This window comes from Serratia sp. CY76391 (assembly GCF_052166695.1).
In the GTDB taxonomy this organism is placed as follows: Bacteria; Pseudomonadota; Gammaproteobacteria; order Enterobacterales; family Enterobacteriaceae; genus Serratia; species Serratia nematodiphila.
Map to the genome: position 1 here is coordinate 85,258 of NZ_JBJNOJ010000013.1, position 16,988 is coordinate 102,245.

Consider the following 16,988-nt stretch of genomic DNA (forward strand, 5'->3'; position numbering starts at 1 on the left):
CATAACCCCCGCGCGGCTGTGCGCCGCGATCCCGACCGAGAAGATGAATATTACATGATGGATCGTTCCCGTTTGCTGAAATTCCTGCTGCCCTATCTGTGGCCGAAAGACAACCCGCGGCTGCGGGGGTATCTGGTGGTGGCCTTCGTGTTCATGGTGGCGGCCAAGGTCAGCACCACGCTGGTGCCGCTGGCCTACAAAGCGATGGTCGATGCGCTGAGCGGCGAGACGGCGAAAATGCTGGCGGTACCGCTGGGGCTGATCGTCGCCTACGGCGTGGCGCGGGTGGGCGGCGCGCTGTTTGAGGAACTGCGCAACGTGATGTTTATCCACGTCAGCCAGAACGCCACACGCCTGTTGGGCGTGCGGGTGTTCCGCCAGCTGCATGCGCTGAGCCTGCGTTTCCATCTGGAGCGCCAGACCGGCGGATTATCGTTGTCCATCGAGCGCGGCACTCAGGCGGTGTCCACGGTGCTGTCGCGGCTGCTGTTCTCCATCGTGCCGATCCTGTTCGAGCTCTCGCTGGTCACGGCGATCATGTGGCATATGCTGAACGGCTGGTTCGCGCTGGCGATCCTGACGACGGTCGGCTGCTACATCCTGTTCACCGTGTTGGCGGTCAGCTGGCGCACCCGCTTTCGCCGCGAGCTCAACAAGGCCAACGCCGACGCCAACAGCAAATCCATCGACAGCCTGCTGAACTATGAGACCGTGAAGTACTTCGGCAATGAAGAGTTCGAGGCCGAGCGTTTCGACCTGTCGCGCCGGCTGTACGAATACGCCGCCATCAAGAACCAATTCAGTTTTACGGCGATCAACCTGGGGCAAACCGCCATTATTTCGATCGGACTGATCGTGATGATGACCATGGCGGCGCGGGGCATTACGCAGGGGACGATGACGGTCGGCGACTTCGTGCTGGTCAACGCCTATCTGCTGCAGCTGTATCAGCCGCTGAACTTCTTCGGCTTTATTTATTCCGAGGTGCGCCAGGCGCTGATCGACATGGAGAACATGTTCGATCTGCTGCAGGAACCGCGTGAGATCGTCGATAGCCCGGATGCGCAGCCGCTGCGCCTCGATCGCGGCGAAGTGAGGTTCGACGCGGTCAGCTTCGGTTACGACACGCGCCGGCCGATCCTCAAGCAGGTGAGTTTTACCATTCCGGCGGGCCACACGGTGGCGGTGGTCGGCGCCTCCGGCGCGGGCAAGTCCACGCTGTCGCGCCTGCTGTTCCGCTTTTACGACGTGCAGGGGGGCGCTATTACCCTCGACGGCCAGGACATTCGCCAACTGACCCAGGCCAGCCTGCGTCAGGCGATCGGCATCGTGCCGCAGGATACGGTGCTGTTCAACGATACGTTGCGTTATAACATCGGTTACGGCAAAACCGGCTCCAGCGATGAAGATATCGAGCGGGCGGCGCGGCTGGCGCATATCCATGATTTTATCGTCGGTCTGCCCGACGGTTATGACACCCGGGTGGGTGAGCGTGGGCTGAAGCTGTCGGGCGGGGAAAAGCAGCGGGTGGCGATTGCGCGTACCATTCTGAAAAATCCGGCCATCCTGGTGTTTGACGAGGCGACCAGCGCGCTGGATACCCAGACCGAGCGCGAAATCCAGGGGCACCTGCGCGAGGTGAGCCGCAACCACACCACGCTGGTGATCGCCCATCGGCTCTCCACCGTGGTGGATGCCGATGAAATTATCGTGCTGGAGGCGGGGGAGATCGTCGAGCGCGGGGGGCACGAGGCGTTGCTGGCCGCGAACGGCCGCTACGCCGCCATGTGGCAAACCCAGTACAGCGAAGAGCAGGAACCGCACTGACGGAGCCGTTCACGTTCACCTCAGCGGCTGAGCGGCGTTGAGCCGCTGCGCCACGTAGTCGCAGGCGATGCGGCAGTCCTGCTTTAGGTCTGTCTCGTCGCCGGCCAGGCTGCCGCGCAGCCAAAGCCCATCGATCATCGCCGCCAGCCCGCGCGCCGCGTCGCGCGCCTGCTGCAGCGGCAGCTCGCGGCGGAACTGGCTGCATATATTGGAATAGAGCCGCCGATCGTTGGCGCGCTGCAGGCGGCGCAGCACCGGCTGATGCATGCTGGCGGCCCAGAAGTCGAGCCAGGCGCGCATGGACACGGCGTTGGTTTGGCTGGGGTGGAAGTTGCCCTGGATAATGGCGAACAGCTGTGACTGGCTGTCGCTCGCCGCTTGCGCGCGGCACTCGGCCACCGCGTCGCGCAGATCGCGCAGGGTCTTGCGCATGGTGGCGCTCAGCAACCCCTCTTTATCGCCAAAATAGTGGCTGACGATGCCGGTCGACAGCCCGGCTTCTTTCGCGACCTGAGACAGGGTGACGCCGGCCAGCCCGACGACGTTTATGGTCTCGAAGGCGGCGTTAATCAACTGCTCCTTACGCTGCTCCGGAATGTCTCTTCGGTACATATTTTCCTCAACTGATAGGCCAATCACACTTTGGATTTGATTGATTGAACGGTCAATCAATACTCTCTATGCTGCGAAAATGTCAAATAAATGGCGATAAAATGTTAATTAAAAGTTGCATTTAAATCGTCTGTCTTTCGCATCATGGAAGCCTGCCAATGACAACAAAAACTCCTCCATCGCTTGACGAAGAACCTGTCAGATTGAATGTCCCGGTATTTTTCGGCTCGGCGGCGGTGATCCTGCTGCTGGGATCGCTGGTCGTGCTGTTTCCCGCAGCCAGCAAACAGTGGTTGAACGTCGCGCAAAGTTGGGTTGCCGACGTGTTCGGCTGGTACTACATGCTGTTGATGGTCGCCTGCATGGTGTTCGTCTTCTGGCTGGCGCTGTCGCGCTTCGGCCATATTCGCCTCAGCCAGGATGACGAACCGCCGCAGTTCAGCTATCCCTCGTGGGTGGCGATGCTGTTCTCATCGGGCATCGGCATTGCGCTGGTGTACTACGGCGCCTATGAACCGCTGGATCATTTCTTGTCGCCACCGGAAGGCAGCGGCGGCACCGTGCAGGCGGCACGGCAGGCGATGGCGCTGACCTTTTTGCACTGGGGGCTGCACGGCTGGGCGCTGTATGCGCTGATCGCCACCGCGCTGGCCTATTTCGCCTATTGCCGCGGCCTGCCGTTGGCGCTGCGCTCTGCGTTATACCCGATCTTCGGCGAGCGCACCCACGGCGGCGCCGGCCATCTGGTGGACAGCTTCGGCATTCTGGTGACGGTGATTTCGATGGTAACCAACCTGGGGATCGGCGCGCTGCTGGTTAACTCGGGGCTGTTTTATCTGTTCGCTATTCCGCAAAGCACCGGCGTGTTGCTGGCGCTAATCGTGGTGATGATGGTGGTGGCCACGCTGGCGGCGGTCACCGGCGTCGAGAAGGGCATTGCGATGCTGTCGAACATCAACGTCGGCTTCCTGTGCCTGTTGCTGCTGTTCGTGTTTCTGGCCGGCCCGACGCTGAATCTGCTCAACGGCATGTTGCAGAACCTCGGCGATTATGTCACTTCGCTGGTCAGCCGCAGCTTCGATATGTATCTGTACGGCAAGGCGCGCCAGTGGCAGGGCGCCTGGACGTTGTTCTATTGGGCCTGGTGGGTGGCGTGGGCGCCGTTTGTCGGGCTGTTCATCGCGCGCATTTCCAAAGGGCGCACCATTCGTGAATTGATCTTCGGTGTGTTGCTGATCCCGCTGGGCTTCACGCTGGCGTGGCTGTCGATCTTCGGCAATACCGCCATCAGCCTGGTGTTGGAAGGCGGGCAGGCGATCCTCGGGCAGGTGGCGCAAAGCGATCCGCCGATGGCGGTGTTCAAGCTGTTCGAATACCTGCCCTATACCCAGCTGACAGCCGGTTTTGTGGTAGCGATCAGTTTCGTGCTGTTCCTGACGCCGGTTGATTCCGGCACGCTGATGATAGCGAACCTCTCCTGCCAGGGCGGTTCCGCCCACGATGACGCGCCGGCCTGGCTGCGGGTATTTTGGGCGGCGGTCACCACGTTGATCTGCGCCGGGTTGCTGTACGCCGGCAGTTTCAGCGCGATGCAGACCGCGGTGGTGCTGTGCGGCCTGCCGTTCTCGGCGGTGATCGTGTTGTACATGGTCAGCCTGCGCAAGGATCTGCGCGGTTACGCCATGACGCCGGCGCTCCCTTGAGGCGGCTTATTCGTCCGCGCGCGGCCGGTGATGCACGTATTCGATAATCGTGCCGTCCGGCAGGCGCGCATTGAAACAGGCGCCGGTGGGCACTTCCACCGGGCCAAAGAAGATATCGGCCCCGGCGGCCAGCAGCCGCTGGTGGTAAGGATAAATGTCATCGACCAGCAACGTGCCGACGGTGCTGCGGAAAGGACGCAGGCTTTCTTCCGAGCCTTCCAGGATCAGAAACGGCCCCACCGCCGCCAGTACCAGCCGATGTTCGGGAAAGTCGAAACGCATATCCGCTTCCACGCCGTGCAGCTGCTCGTAAAACGCGATGGCGCGGTCAATCTCGCCTTCGTCGACGTAGACCCGGATCAGCACGCGCGGCTCGCGCAGCGATGAAGAGTCGGCAGTTTTGCGCCAAAAACCCGCTTCTGTCAGTTTTGCCGTCATTGCTCATTCCTCATGGTGGCTCGTTGCCCCGTCATCATGCCGCCGTTTGGCCGCAGGGATTAGACTGAGTTGTTATGAACTAGCAGCGGCGGAAATAAAAAAGCCCCGCTCAGGTCGGAATAGCGGGCTAAAGCGGGTGTCAGGCGCGATGGAATTCCGGCAACACCAGTTGACCGATCTCCTGCATCGTCTCTTCCAGCGGCCGCTGGTTGCGGCGGAAATGCAGGCCGATGTGGTTGACCCCGGCGTCACGCATGGCGCTCAGTTCCTGAATCAATCCATTGCGGCCGCTCTTGATGCCGAAGCGATGGCGCTGAATCGGCGCGTCGGCGTTATCGGTAAGGTCGAGATGAATAAAGCTGACGTAGGGCTTGTCACCGGCTACGTTACGCCAGAGTTTGACTCGCGAAACGTGGTCCGCAGGCGTGCCGGGATACGACAGCCAGCCATCCATATTTTTGCCCACCCACTCGGGCGTTTGTTGCGCCAGCCCGGCGACCAGCAGCGGCGGCGGCGGCGTGGCCGGCAGCAGGCGCAATCCGGGCTGGAGCGCGCTGTCGGCTTCACCTTTGAGAATGCCGACGCTGGTGCGGAAGTTTTCACCGCGCGCGGCGTAATCGGCGCCGAACAGCGGGTACTCCACGGGGCGATCGCCGCTGGCGACGCCGAGCAGCAGACGATCGCCGCTCAGCGTTTGCAGCGTGGCAGCCGCTTTGCGCACCAGCCAAGGCTGGCGCAGCGGCAGCACCACGGCCGCGGTGCCCAGCAGAATATTGCGCGTCAGGCTGGACAGGTAGCCGAGGTAGGTAAAGGTCTCAAACACCTGCGCGGCGTCGCCGAAGTCAGGATCGTACAGCGGCACGTCGCGAACCCAGGCGGCGCGAAAGCCGAGCTCATCGGCCAGCTTGATGCGCGCAGCGTGTTCACTCATGTCCGGCACGCCGAACGGCCGCCCGTCCTGCTGGCGTTTCAGCTGTCCGCTGGTGGACCAATCATTGTCCAACGGCAGCTCAATACCGATGGAAAGCGGCTCCCGGGTTAGTCTTTCGATGCTCATGTGTCACTCCGTCTCAGGCCTTGCGGCGCGGTGTCGAACGATGGCACGAAGTGTTGCATGACGATTAATTGAGATAAACAGCCCTAATCGCAATAGATAATTGCTGTTGCGAGCATAATTACTTTGCAGGATACGGCATGATTGCCGTGATTTACGTCACGCTCTGCGCTTTTGCTATTGTCCAGATGAAATTATGTAACTCTGCCAATAGCCTTTCCCTCATAAGAGTTAGTTTGTTGTACGGCAATAAAATAAAACTAAATGATTCAATAGATAAAAATAAGACTGAATATTCCCCAGCGTTCATTCAACACGGGTAAAAAATTAATAAGCCTGAAGAGTGATCGCTGAGATTATTCGAAAATGGCGTGAAAATAGGCGTTTTTAACCGAAGAAAAATACCCGTTATTATTTTATTGCCTGTAAAAACAGAGGGGTAAAATATCTTTTTGTGATAATACGATTTTAAAATAGTACCGAACAAAAACTTCATTCGTCTCTAAGAAAGCGCCGGTTGACAGACCGCCGGCTTACGATAATTTTATGTCATTAACATGTTAATGAGTTGTTGCTGTGACGGAGGGCCAATATCTCTCTTGGCCGTGCGCTTAACATACTTATGCCATGGCGGCTTGCCATTCATAAGTTAACTTATGGACAAATGACGCTATGAATACATCGCCAGCGGCACGCAGAGCATTAAGTGAAGAGAACCGGTTGCTGATTATTTTATTTTTCGTTTTCGGCTGCGTGTTTGTCGACCGTCTGACCATCTCGTTTCTGTTTCCGATGATTGCCGCCGACCTCAAGCTCAGCAACGTGCATCTCGGCACCCTGTCGGCGGTGCTGGCGTTAACCTGGGCGCTGTCTGGTGCCGGGCTGGGGGCGATAGCCGATCGCTTTAATATCCGTAAGCCGATGCTGATCCTGTCGATCCTGGTGTTTTCGCTGTTCTCCGCGCTGTCGGGGCTGGTCAGCGGGTTTGCCATGTTATTGATCTTCCGGGCGCTGATGGGGATTGCTGAGGGGCCGGTATTGCCGATCGCGCAATCGTTGATGGTGGAAAAATCGCAGCCGCAGCGCCGCGGTTTCAACATGGGATTGATCCAGGGCGCGGCGCCGGGATTGTTGGGCGGTATTATCGCGCCGCCGCTGATCATCTATCTGGCGCAGAAGTGGGGCTGGAGCATGGCGTTTCACCTGACCGCCGTGCCGGGCATCATTCTGGCGTGGCTGATCTATCGCTATGTGAACGGCAAGAAGTATCCCGCTTTCAGCGCCGCGCCGGCGGCCGACAAGGCGGCGAACAAAGGTGCTTACGGCGAGTTGTTCAAAATCAAGAACGTGGCGCTGTGCATTCTGATCTCCTGTGTGTTCGTCACCTGGTTCATGATCATCATTACCTTCACCCCCAACTTTTTGGTGACCGACCGCGGCTTCGGTGAAGGCACGATGGGCGGCATCATGAGCGCCATCGGCGCCGCCTGGGTGTTCTGGGGCGTGGCGGTGCCGGCGATTTCCGATCGCTTCGGCCGCAAGCCGACGCTGATCTTCTTTTCGCTGCTGGCGGTGTGCTGCCCGCTGTTTTTGAGCTACGTCGCCAATCCGTGGCTGCTGGGCGTGCTGGTGTTCCTGTCTTATACCGGCCTTGGCTGTTTCACGCTGTTTATGGCCACCATCCCGTCTGAAACGGTGTCGCCGGCGCGCATCGCTACCGCGTTGGGGCTGGTGATGGGAATTGGCGAGGTGATTGGCGGCTGCCTGGCGCCGTTTATCGCCGGGCTGATCGCCGATCGCTACGGGCTGGTCAGCGTGATGTGGCTGGCGGCCGCCGGCGCCGTGTGCGCCGGCGTACTGAGTTGTTTTCTCGATGAAACCGCCCCTGCCGTGGTGAACCGCCGAGCGGTGAAACCGGCGGGCGTCGCCGACGTCTGAGGCGATTTTCATCCCATTTAATCAAGGAGAGCGAAGATGTCAGCAGAACCATCCGTACTGAATCAAAATGCCGAACCGGACTGGAAGAATTACGACGATTTCGCGCGCGGCATCGACACCAATCGGCTGCCGGGCACTCAGGACTGGCGCGGCAAAACGTTGCAGATCGCCTTTGAAGACGGCGGGGAAATCACGCTGCGTTTCAGCGCCGATCGGCAGCGGGTGCTGTGGGCCTGGGGCGGGGAGAGCGGCGAGGACGCTTACGAAGAGGTGCAAACCTCCGCCGCGCGCTATTTCTTCAATATTCCGCTGCAGACGCCGGGCAACGAATGCCTGACGCTGGTGCTCAACCGCGACAGCGGCCGGGCGCTGCTGGTGCGCAGCTCGTTGCTGCCCGAGCAAACGGTGGAAAAGGGATCCCGCCTTAAGCAAAGCTTCCACGTTGGGCAGATTGCCGGCGTCACGCCGGGCGGCGTCGCGCCGCATCTGACCCGCGAGCTGATCGGTTATCGCACGCTGAATGTCTACAGCCCCAACCACTATTACGAACACTTCTACGTCAACACCGAGCGCTACGCCTGGCAAAACCTGCGCGGCGAACAATTCGGCCACGGCGACATGGACTACGCCACTTACTACAAATTTGAGGACGAGATGTTCCTGTTCACCTTCCGGGAAAAGATTATCCCGGTGTGCTCGGTGTTCTTCTTCGACTTTATCTCCGGGCGCTGCACCGGCACCTTCCTCGGGTTGGACGCCGCCGGCCGGGTGTTGGTGTCACCGGCCGGGGCGTTCATCAGCAAGATGAGCTACAACGCCTACCCGGAAGGGGTACAGCCGCTTTGATTCAGGCGTTTCTGACCAGCGATCCGGCGTTGATCTCCGCAATGGTTTTCGCGCCGGTGAGCGTCATGGCGACGCGCATCTCTTTGTCGATCAGATCCAGCAAGTTAGCCACCCCGGCTTCGCCGGCCGCCGCCAGCGCATAGACGAAGGCGCGCCCCAGCAGCACGCTGTCGGCGCCCAGCGCGATCATGCGCACCACGTCCAGGCCGCTGCGGATGCCGGAATCGGCCAGTAAGGTAATGTCGCCTTTCACCGCGTCGGCGATCGCCGGCATGGCGCGCGCGGTCGACAGCACGCCGTCCAGCTGGCGGCCGCCGTGGTTGGAGACGATGATGCCGTCGGCGCCGAAGCGCACTGCGTCTTTGGCGTCTTCCGGATCCAGAATGCCTTTGATGATCATCGGGCCGTCCCAGAATTCGCGGATCCACTCCAGATCTTTCCAGGAAATCGACGGATCGAAGTTGGCGCCCAGCCAGCCGATGTAGTCTTCCAGGCTGGTCGGTTTGCCGCGGTAGGCCGAGACGTTGCCCAGATCGTGCGGCTTGCCGAACAGGCCGACATCCCAGGCCCACTGCGGATGGGTAAACGCCTGCAGCACGCGGCGCAGGGCGGCGTTAGGGCCACTCATCCCCGAATGGGCGTCGCGATAACGGGCGCCCGGCACCGGCATGTCGACGGTGAACACCAGCGTTTTCACGCCGGCGGCCTTGGCGCGCTCCAGCGCGTTGCGCATAAAGCCGCGATCTTTCAGCACGTAGAGCTGGAACCACATCGGCCGATCGATCGCCGGCGCCACCTCTTCGATCGGGCAGACCGACACGGTGGACAGCGTGAACGGAATGCCTTTTTTGGCCGCGGCGCGCGCGGCCTGCACTTCGCCGCGGCGGGCGTACATGCCGGTCAGCCCCACCGGCCCCAGCGCCACCGGCATCGCCAGCTGCTCGCCGAACAGCGTGGTCTCCAGGCTGAGTTCGGACATATTGCGCAGCACGCGCTGGCGCAAGGCAATATCGGCCAGATCCGCGGTATTGCGCTTCAGCGTATGCTCCGCGTAGGCCCCGCCGTCGATGTAGTGAAACAGAAACGGCGGCAGTTTGGCCTGGGCGGCGGCCCGGTAGTCGGTTGACGCGGAGATGATCATAGTGTTTACCTTCTTGTCTTGCTTGCGATAACGAGTATTCAGTCAGAGCGTTAGGATCGCCGCCATGGCGGCGGCGATCCCGCCGTACGCCAGCATCGGCAGTACGGTCTTTCTGATGATTTTGCCTTCGGCGTTGCCGATCCCGAGGATCGAACAGACCGCGATAATGTTGTTCAGGCACACCATGTTGCCCATGGCGCCGCCGACGGACTGCAAGGCCAGCGTCAGGTTGACGTCAAGACCGCTGCTCTGGGCGATCGACTGCTGAATGCCGCCGAACGTCAGGTTCGAAACGGTATTGGAGCCGGAGAAGAACGAGCCCAGCGCGCCGAGGAACGACGAGAACAGCAGCCAGCTGTCGCCGGTCAGCGCCGCCAGCGCTTTGCCGATCAGGATCACCGGCGCGTTGTCGCCGCCCTGCATCATCAGGTTGACCATCACCAGCGCGCCGAACAGCGCAATAAAGGGCCGCGCGATGCGCCCGCCGGTTTCGCTGAACATTTGCCGCACCTGGCCGCCATTCAGCCGGAACAACGGAATGCACAGCAGCACCACCAACAGGAACGGGATCAGCGCCGGGACATACAGCGTTTTGTAGCCGGCGGCGGCGGAGGTACCCAGCACCTGCTGCAGTTCGACGATCAGCGCCCGGCTGATGCGGAGCTCTCCGAGCCAGCCGAGGTTTTCCCGCCACAGCAGCGCGGTGTTGTTGAGCAGCGCTTTGAGGCCCAGCTGGTGGACGCGCGTCACTATCAGAATAGCAATCAGCAGCAGGGTCGGGGTCATGGCCTTGACCACCTGCATGAACGGCACCGCCTGCCCGGTGCTCTGCGGTTTGTCGCCGCGGGCGAGGCCGATGCCGCCGCGCGCCAGCAGCACCGAGAGCGCCAGGCCGATCGCGCCGCCGACCAGCGCCGGGAACTCATAGTTCACCTGGGCCAGCAGCAGATAGGGCACAGTGCAGCTCAGCACGCTGAGCAGGATAAACGGCAGGTTACGGCAGATATCCCGCCAGGAAACGATAAAGCGCAGTGCCAGCAGAGGAATGACGAAGCCGGCGACGAAGTGGATCAGCGCGGTTTGCCGGCCGATCTCCAGCAGGCTGGCGTCCGACAGGCCGAGATTGGCAAAGCCGAACCAGGTAGGGGTGCCCACGGCGCCGAAGGAGACCGGTACCGAGTTCATCACCAGCGTCAGCAGGGCGACGCGCAGCGGGTTGAAGCCCAGCCCGACCAGAATCGGCGCGGCGATGGCGGCCGGGGTGCCGAAGCCGCTGGCGCCCTCGATCATAAAGGCGAACGCCCAGCCGATAATCATCAGTTGGGCCACGGGATTGGGGCTGATGGTTTCCAGCCAGCGGCGCACCACGTTTTCCGCGCCGCTTACCTGCATCAGTTTGTTGAGCAGGATGGCGCCGGCAATGATGGTGATCGGCGTCAGCGTCGACACCAGCGCGGTGATGATATTGGCATGCAGCAGCCGCAGCGAGGCATCGAACCACAGGAGCTGTACGGCATACACCACGGCGGCCGTCAGCGGCAGAGCGAGGTAAGAGGGCACGCCATTCCTTTTGGTCATCATCCAAATCAGCAGGACGATGGGCGCAATACTGAAAAGCAGGGGCATAAGATCCTCAGGGTTATTATTTTTATGGGCAGAGATATGTAGCTGAAAGGTTAATTACCGCAACATTTTCATTCTAATCACAACGTTGGCGACGACGCCATGCGGTAATTTTTTAACATCGGTGAACGGCGCCGGCGGTGGGAAACTGGCCGGCAGGAGGCGTTAAATTAACTGCTTTAAAATCAGTTTGATAGGAAGCGTTTTTGTGTGATGAATGCGTGAGTTCACATTAATTAAGCGGTAATGTTCAATAGTTCATGTCCAAAAATGCGGTAATCCCCGCGTCTTTTTACGGCCGCAGGGAAATAATCAGAGCAGGGAACTCAAAAATAATGGCTGATATTTTGGTAGGAACCGATGATATGTTCGATCAGCAGACGGGTTTTTAACGGCAGATTGCGGGTGTAAGGATAAACGGCGTAAATGCCCAGCACTTTGCCGCAGTGGCCGGCCAGGATCTCCGTCAGTTTACCGTCCTGCAAATCTTCATACACCATGCAGCGCGGCACCATGGCGATGCCGTGGCCGCCGATCACCGCTTTGCGGATCGCCCGCGCATTGTTGGCCGACAGGTTGCCGTTAACCTGCAGCTCGTAGATGTCGTTGCGCCCCGGCCGCTTCATCAGCCAGTTGGCGGTGCCGCTCTCCTGGTAGGTGTAGGTCAGGCAGTTGTGGCTCAGCAGATCGTCGGCGCTGCGCGGTTCCGGGTGGCTTTCCAGGTAGCCCGGCGAGCAGACGATCACCCAGCGGGAATCGAAGATCGGCCGGGCAATCAGGCTGGAGTCCGGCATGGTGCCGGTCCGGATCGCCAGATCGATGCCTTCTTCTACCAGATCGACGAAGCGGTTTTCCAGCCGCATTTCGACCTTCAGGCTGGGATGCAGGGCGCAAAATTCCGCCACGCTTTCGCTCAGCAACAGCTCGCCCGAAATGGTCGGCACCGACATACGGATGGTGCCGGTCAACTCTTCGCTCTTTTCGCTGACGGCGTACAGCGCCTCCTGCACTTTGGCGCCGATCTCTTTGGCCTGCTGGTAGAGCGCCTGGCCGCTTTCGGTCAGCGTCAGGCTGCGGGTGGTGCGGTACAGCAGGCGGGCACCCAGCGATTTTTCCAGCCGCCCGATGCGTTTGCTGACCACCGAGCTGGTGATGCCGGCGCTCTCCGCGGCCTTGCTGAACGACCCGCAGTCGACAATCAGGGCAAACAGAATCAGGTCGTTGGCGTATTCGTGAGTGGCGAGCATGGGCATCCTAAGAGTGAGAGTCCTGTTGCCCAGTGTAAGTCCGGCGCGGCAGGAAGCAATCTTTTCAGCCTGTTTCCAGCGCCGATTAACTGGTCGGATCTGAATTTTTCTTGGTTAATTACCTCTTAAACTGAGAATTATCCTTCAAATAAATCATGGCTATTCCTGGGGTGGAATTAACTTTTATGTTTTTATAAGCGATTAAATTAGAATAATCCTTGTATCAAGCGTTACTTATTTCACTAAGGCTGCGTCCTGGTGTAAATAATTGTATTGATCTGCTTGTATGAGAGGGCTATTATTTTTTTCGCAGCGCTCTCATTGTTATCAATTAAATGTTTTTCAATGTATTGAAGAATTACTCTGTCTTGCAGGCAGAGTGATGGGTAGTGTTTTTATCTTTTAATGTATATAAGGATATTGTAATGAAGAAAATCAATCTGTCTGAAGCGGAAAACATCGTCGGCGGTACTTTTGTGTGTACCAAGGAATTCGCCTGGGTGGGCAGCGGCAACAATAGAACCTGCCAACTGGTGAAAACCTGTGCGAATAAATTCGGTGGTGTCCAGAAGTACTACTATCCGGCACCGACGGCGAGCTGCCCGACTAATCCAACCACGCCAAGCTAAGGCGGGTAGACCACCTGCATTTGGATGAGTGGTGGGCAGGCGGGCAGCGTTCACGCTGTCCCGCCTGATATCGGGCGAAGCAGTCGTCTTTAGCTTTTTATTATTTACGGTGTTAATTCTTTTACACACGTTCACTCTGCCAAGTGAATATTAACTAATGCGCAGGATGCGTCCGTTATGTATAAACGTCCCTTGCTTTTTATCAGCTACACGCTCGTTATTATTTTCGCCTCTTCTTTTTTGACCGCGCTTTATTTCCAGCATTACGTTATGGCCTCGCCGGCGGCGGAAAGCCTGAGTTTTCTCTCTTCGGAAAAAGTCGAGCAAAGCCCGTTGCAAGACGACAATACGATTGTCGAAGTGTTCTCTTACGCCTGTCACTATTGTGAAGTCAACGAAAGCGGCGTAGCCGAGCTGGAAAAACGCTTACCGGCGGGGGCCAAATTGGTGCGTTTGCATCTCAGCGACGACGATCACGCCGGCATGGCGGCCTTTGCGCCCCTCTTCGCCACCCTGACGGTCATGGGGATCGAGGCGCAGCACCGTCCCGCCGCTTACCGCGCCATTATCAAAGAAAACCTCAATCTGGCGGATGAAAAGCAGCTCAGCGCCTGGTTGGTAGCCAACGGCATCGACGAGGCCGCTTATCAGCGGGCCAGAGATTCAGAGCGGGTCAAGGAACTGTTGGCGTATATGACGGCGGTGAGTCGTTATTACCAGGTCAACGCGACCCCCAGCTTTATCGTCAATCGCAAATGGCTGGCGTTGCAAGACCGCGAGTTTTCCGCTTTCAGCCAGCAACTGCTGTCGCTGTTGCAGCACGATAAGCCGCTGGCCCCCTGATGCGCCTGCTCGCGGTTCGAGGCTATCTGGCCTGGCGTAACGGCCTGGACACCGTGGCGCGTCTCTCGGCTGTCCGCACCGGGGTGAGCCGGAGTCTGACGTGTGCTCTGCTGCGGCGCATGGATTATCGCCTGTGGCTGGAGATGCAGAGGCGGTTGAGGTGGGGTCTGCAGCAACGCCGTTTTCGCCACCGGCAAGCGGTCGCTGAAGCGAATCGCCAAAGTCTGTTGGGCGACGGCCGGCTGGACTTCGCCTGGCTGATGCAGCGGCGGCAATGGCTGGATTTGGCGGCGCTCCAGGCCCGCAACGCCGCGTTGATGGAACGTTTGGCGCAGTGCACCTCACAGCTCAATCAGGTGGTGGAGCCGCTGCATCGCGCCGGGGTGCCGGTGTTGTTGGCGCCGATGCACACGGTTTCCGACGTATTGGCGACGCTGGTCGGCGCGGGCGTTTATCCCGGGCGGGCAACGGTGATCGTTTCCGGCGACGTACAGACGTTAGCGCGGCGAGCGCCTGAGGGGGAATGGCGACAGCGGCTCGACTATTGCTCGATTCACGACGATCCCCGGCATATTGCCGGCACCTTGTCGCAGGCGCTGTTGGAGGCGGCGGAGCATCGGCGCAACATCATCCTCTTCCCCGACATCACGCCGGATTACACCTTGAACAGCACCCGGGACGCCTCGGCCAAACTGGCTTGCCGTTTGTTCAACCGGCCGGCGCATTTGCACAGCGGCATCGTTCGATTATCCCGGGCGATGCGGGCTCGGGTGGTGTGCTATTCGCTTTATTACGATCGCGGCGTTCGTATTCACATAGAGGAACCGATTGCCACAGAGCAGGTCGGCCGCGCCGTGCCGGAAATCGTCGAGCGCACCCTGCGGCGACATGCTGATGATTGGCTGCTGTGGCATTCGCACTCTTTATTTTTTATCAACGAATAAGTCAGGGATATCACTACGCATGGAAAACACCCTCCCTACGCCGGTCTTGCAGAGCGAAATCAATGAATGCGGGCTGGCCTGCATCGCCATGCTGGCGGAAACGCAGGGCGTTCGCGCGCCATTGACGGAACTGCGTGAGCGTTACCCCGCTTCGCAACACGGCACTTCGCTGGCGACGCTGTGCGCCATTTTAGGGGAGCTGGCGTTGCCGGCTTATCCGGTGGCGTTCGAGCACCGGGATCTGGCGGCGCTGCCTCTACCGGCGATTCTGCATTACGGCGCGGGCCACTATGTACTGCTGGCATATCGTCAGGGCGGTTACGTTTGCGTAATGAATCCGGCGTTGGGGCAACAGCTGCTGCCCTACGCCGCCCTGAAAGCGGAAATCAGCGGCTACGCATTGGTGCTCGAACGCGACGATTTACCGTCCACCGCCCCAGCCGTGCGGAGCCGCCGACGGGGCGCTTTCGCCAGTTTAAGCCTGAAGGATACCGCCGGCATCGCCGGCATTTATCGCCTGGCGGCGATGACGTTTCTTATCTCGCTGACGCTGTTCATCATGCCGATGATGGTCGCCAGCGCGATCAATCAGGTGTTCGCCATGGCCGGTGAGATCGCATTCCCTTACGCCTACTATCTGCTGGCGTTTGTGGCATCCACGGCGCTGGCTCTGATGGCGCGCATCATCACCGAGCGTTTTATCAAAAACTTCGTGTTGCTGCACGGCGCCGCCGGCTTTTCCCGCCTGTTGGAAAATTCGCTGAATTTCTTCAGCAAGCGCGCGCCCGGCGAGATTTTCAGCCGTTTCACCAGCTGGCAGATGGCCGCCGGCCAGAAAATCGAACTGGATAACGGCCTGCGTACCGACTGGATCATCGGAGCTATCGCACTGGCGGTGATGGGCTATTTGAGCCCGGTGCTGGCGCTGGTGCCGGTTGTCGGCATGCTGCTGATGGGGGCGGTCAGCGTTTGGGCCATTTATCGCGATCGCCACTTCACCCAGCAGTTGCAGGTGAGAGGGGCGGCGCAGAATGATTTTATTCTGGAAACCATTCAAGGGTTTTCGACCATCAAGTCCGCCGGTTTGGCTGGCCAGCGGCAGGAAGGGTTCGCCGAACATGCCCGTTCGCTGTTCAACTGCCTGCAGCGGCAAAAGATCTATGAGCAGGTCAAAGGCAGCATTTATCAACTGATTGGCAGCCTGGAAATGGTGGTGTTCATGCTGCTGGCGTTGCCGTTGCTCAAAGGGGGCGAGCTCAGCTTGGGGGCCTTCTTCGCCTACAGTTTTCTGCGCGAAATCTTTACCTCTTACACCAGCAAGATCTTTTTTGCCGTCCTGCAGAAAAACCAACTGCACGTTATCGATGAACGTGCGCGGGATCTGTTTCCTGCCGTATCTCTGCGTACCGGGTCTGGCGACGAAAGCGTGAACCATTTTGATGTGCAGTTGGCGTATCGGGGGGTGAGCTTCGCTTACGACGCCGGCCAACCGGTTTTACGCGACCTGTCGTTGACGCTGGAACGAGGCGAGTGCATCGCTATCTGCGGCGGTTCCGGCGCGGGCAAGAGCACCTTGCTGAAGGTGCTCGCCTGTCTGCTGACGCCGCAGCGGGGGGAGCTGAGTCTGGATGGGCGCACACTGGCAAACGCCGCCGCGCAGCGGCTGTTCTTCCTGCAAAGCCAGGAGGACATTCTGTTCAATGCCTCTGTGTTGCAGAACATCACGCTGTTCGCGCCGTCGGCGCCGGGCCAGCAACGGCAGGTGGAACAGGTGCTGCGCAGCTTGGGGCTGGCGGACGCGGTGGCGCAGCTGCCGGGCGGCGTGAACGCTCTGGTACGGGAGAGCCATGCCGGGCTGTCGCTGGGGCAGCGGCAGCGTCTGTTGCTGGCGCGCGCCATGTATAGCCGTTGCCCGGTGTTGGTGCTGGACGAGCCAACGGCGAATCTGGATGAAAAGACCGCGGCGGCGGTGATGTCGGCTCTGGTAGCGCATTGCCGCGAGAAGGGTAAAACCCTGGTGACCGTGACACATAACCCGCGGCTGTTGCCGTTGTTTGGTCGGGTTTTACGCATGTCTCAGGGCAGGCTGGTGGCTGAAGCCACCGTCGATGCCAGGGCAAATGATTGTGCTGAGGCAGGGTGA

Annotated in this window: 14 protein-coding genes; 8 read left to right on the forward strand and 6 right to left on the reverse strand. The window is 59.6% G+C overall.

Annotated features, from left to right (window positions below; translation table 11 throughout):
* Positions 1-57: 57 nt before the first annotated feature.
* Positions 58-1,827, forward strand: coding sequence for an ABCB family ABC transporter ATP-binding protein/permease (locus ACJ8PN_RS21300; RefSeq protein ID WP_411261770.1), 1,770 nt, complete (start codon positions 58-60; stop codon positions 1,825-1,827).
* A 15-nt stretch (positions 1,828-1,842) separates the two neighbouring features.
* Here the strand turns inward: ACJ8PN_RS21300 and betI are convergent, their stop codons facing one another.
* Positions 1,843-2,439 carry a transcriptional regulator BetI gene (gene betI / locus ACJ8PN_RS21305; protein WP_442535203.1) on the reverse strand — a complete coding sequence of 199 codons (597 nt, stop codon included), beginning with the start codon at positions 2,437-2,439 and terminating at the stop codon, positions 1,843-1,845.
* 158 nt (positions 2,440-2,597) lie between these two features.
* Here betI and ACJ8PN_RS21310 point away from each other — a divergent pair, with 158 nt between their 5' ends.
* Entirely contained in the window at positions 2,598-4,142 is a 1,545-nt protein-coding gene (locus tag ACJ8PN_RS21310; protein WP_442535204.1) for a BCCT family transporter, read from the forward strand.
* Between the two features lie 6 nt (positions 4,143-4,148).
* Here ACJ8PN_RS21310 and ACJ8PN_RS21315 read toward each other — a convergent pair whose 3' ends face one another.
* Positions 4,149-4,580 carry a VOC family protein gene (locus ACJ8PN_RS21315; protein WP_171454684.1) on the reverse strand — a complete coding sequence of 144 codons (432 nt, stop codon included), beginning with the start codon at positions 4,578-4,580 and terminating at the stop codon, positions 4,149-4,151.
* Between the two features lie 139 nt (positions 4,581-4,719).
* The gene (locus ACJ8PN_RS21320; RefSeq protein ID WP_171454683.1) at positions 4,720-5,637 is read right to left on the reverse strand and encodes a TIGR03571 family LLM class oxidoreductase; all 918 of its coding nucleotides are present in this window, start codon (positions 5,635-5,637) and stop codon (positions 4,720-4,722) included.
* Between the two features lie 669 nt (positions 5,638-6,306).
* On the opposite strand from ACJ8PN_RS21320, the gene ACJ8PN_RS21325 reads away from it, so the two are divergent.
* Positions 6,307-7,572, forward strand: a complete 1,266-nt coding sequence (locus ACJ8PN_RS21325; protein ID WP_442535205.1) for an MFS transporter — start codon at positions 6,307-6,309, stop codon at positions 7,570-7,572.
* Positions 7,573-7,608: 36 nt separating this feature from the next.
* A complete protein-coding gene (locus ACJ8PN_RS21330; protein WP_171454682.1) occupies positions 7,609-8,418 on the forward strand; it encodes a MoaF C-terminal domain-containing protein in 810 nt (269 codons plus the stop codon).
* A 1-nt stretch (position 8,419) separates the two neighbouring features.
* Here ACJ8PN_RS21330 and lldD read toward each other — a convergent pair whose 3' ends face one another.
* The 3 genes from lldD to ACJ8PN_RS21345 all read right to left on the reverse strand — a co-directional run bounded on the left by lldD (position 8,420) and on the right by ACJ8PN_RS21345 (position 12,429).
* Positions 8,420-9,559 (reverse strand): FMN-dependent L-lactate dehydrogenase LldD, encoded by a 1,140-nt coding sequence (gene lldD / locus ACJ8PN_RS21335; protein WP_033632193.1) that lies wholly within the window; start codon positions 9,557-9,559, stop codon positions 8,420-8,422.
* A 42-nt stretch (positions 9,560-9,601) separates the two neighbouring features.
* The gene (locus tag ACJ8PN_RS21340; protein ID WP_442535206.1) at positions 9,602-11,185 is read right to left on the reverse strand and encodes an L-lactate permease; all 1,584 of its coding nucleotides are present in this window, start codon (positions 11,183-11,185) and stop codon (positions 9,602-9,604) included.
* Between the two features lie 323 nt (positions 11,186-11,508).
* Complete coding sequence (locus ACJ8PN_RS21345; RefSeq protein ID WP_016929942.1) at positions 11,509-12,429, reverse strand: LysR family transcriptional regulator; 921 nt, start codon at positions 12,427-12,429, stop codon at positions 11,509-11,511.
* 425 nt (positions 12,430-12,854) lie between these two features.
* Here ACJ8PN_RS21345 and ACJ8PN_RS21350 point away from each other — a divergent pair, with 425 nt between their 5' ends.
* From ACJ8PN_RS21350 to ACJ8PN_RS21365, 4 genes are all read left to right on the forward strand, one after another.
* The gene (locus tag ACJ8PN_RS21350) at positions 12,855-13,058 is read left to right on the forward strand and encodes a DUF4762 family protein (protein WP_171454680.1); all 204 of its coding nucleotides are present in this window, start codon (positions 12,855-12,857) and stop codon (positions 13,056-13,058) included.
* Positions 13,059-13,235: 177 nt separating this feature from the next.
* Positions 13,236-13,901 (forward strand): DsbA family protein, encoded by a 666-nt coding sequence (locus tag ACJ8PN_RS21355; protein ID WP_171454679.1) that lies wholly within the window; start codon positions 13,236-13,238, stop codon positions 13,899-13,901.
* Positions 13,901-14,845, forward strand: a complete 945-nt coding sequence (locus ACJ8PN_RS21360) for an ABC transporter (protein ID WP_351109336.1) — start codon at positions 13,901-13,903, stop codon at positions 14,843-14,845. Before ACJ8PN_RS21355 ends, ACJ8PN_RS21360 begins: the two co-directional genes overlap by 1 nt.
* 19 nt (positions 14,846-14,864) lie before the next feature.
* Positions 14,865-16,988 carry a peptidase domain-containing ABC transporter gene (locus ACJ8PN_RS21365; protein ID WP_351109334.1) on the forward strand — a complete coding sequence of 708 codons (2,124 nt, stop codon included), beginning with the start codon at positions 14,865-14,867 and terminating at the stop codon, positions 16,986-16,988.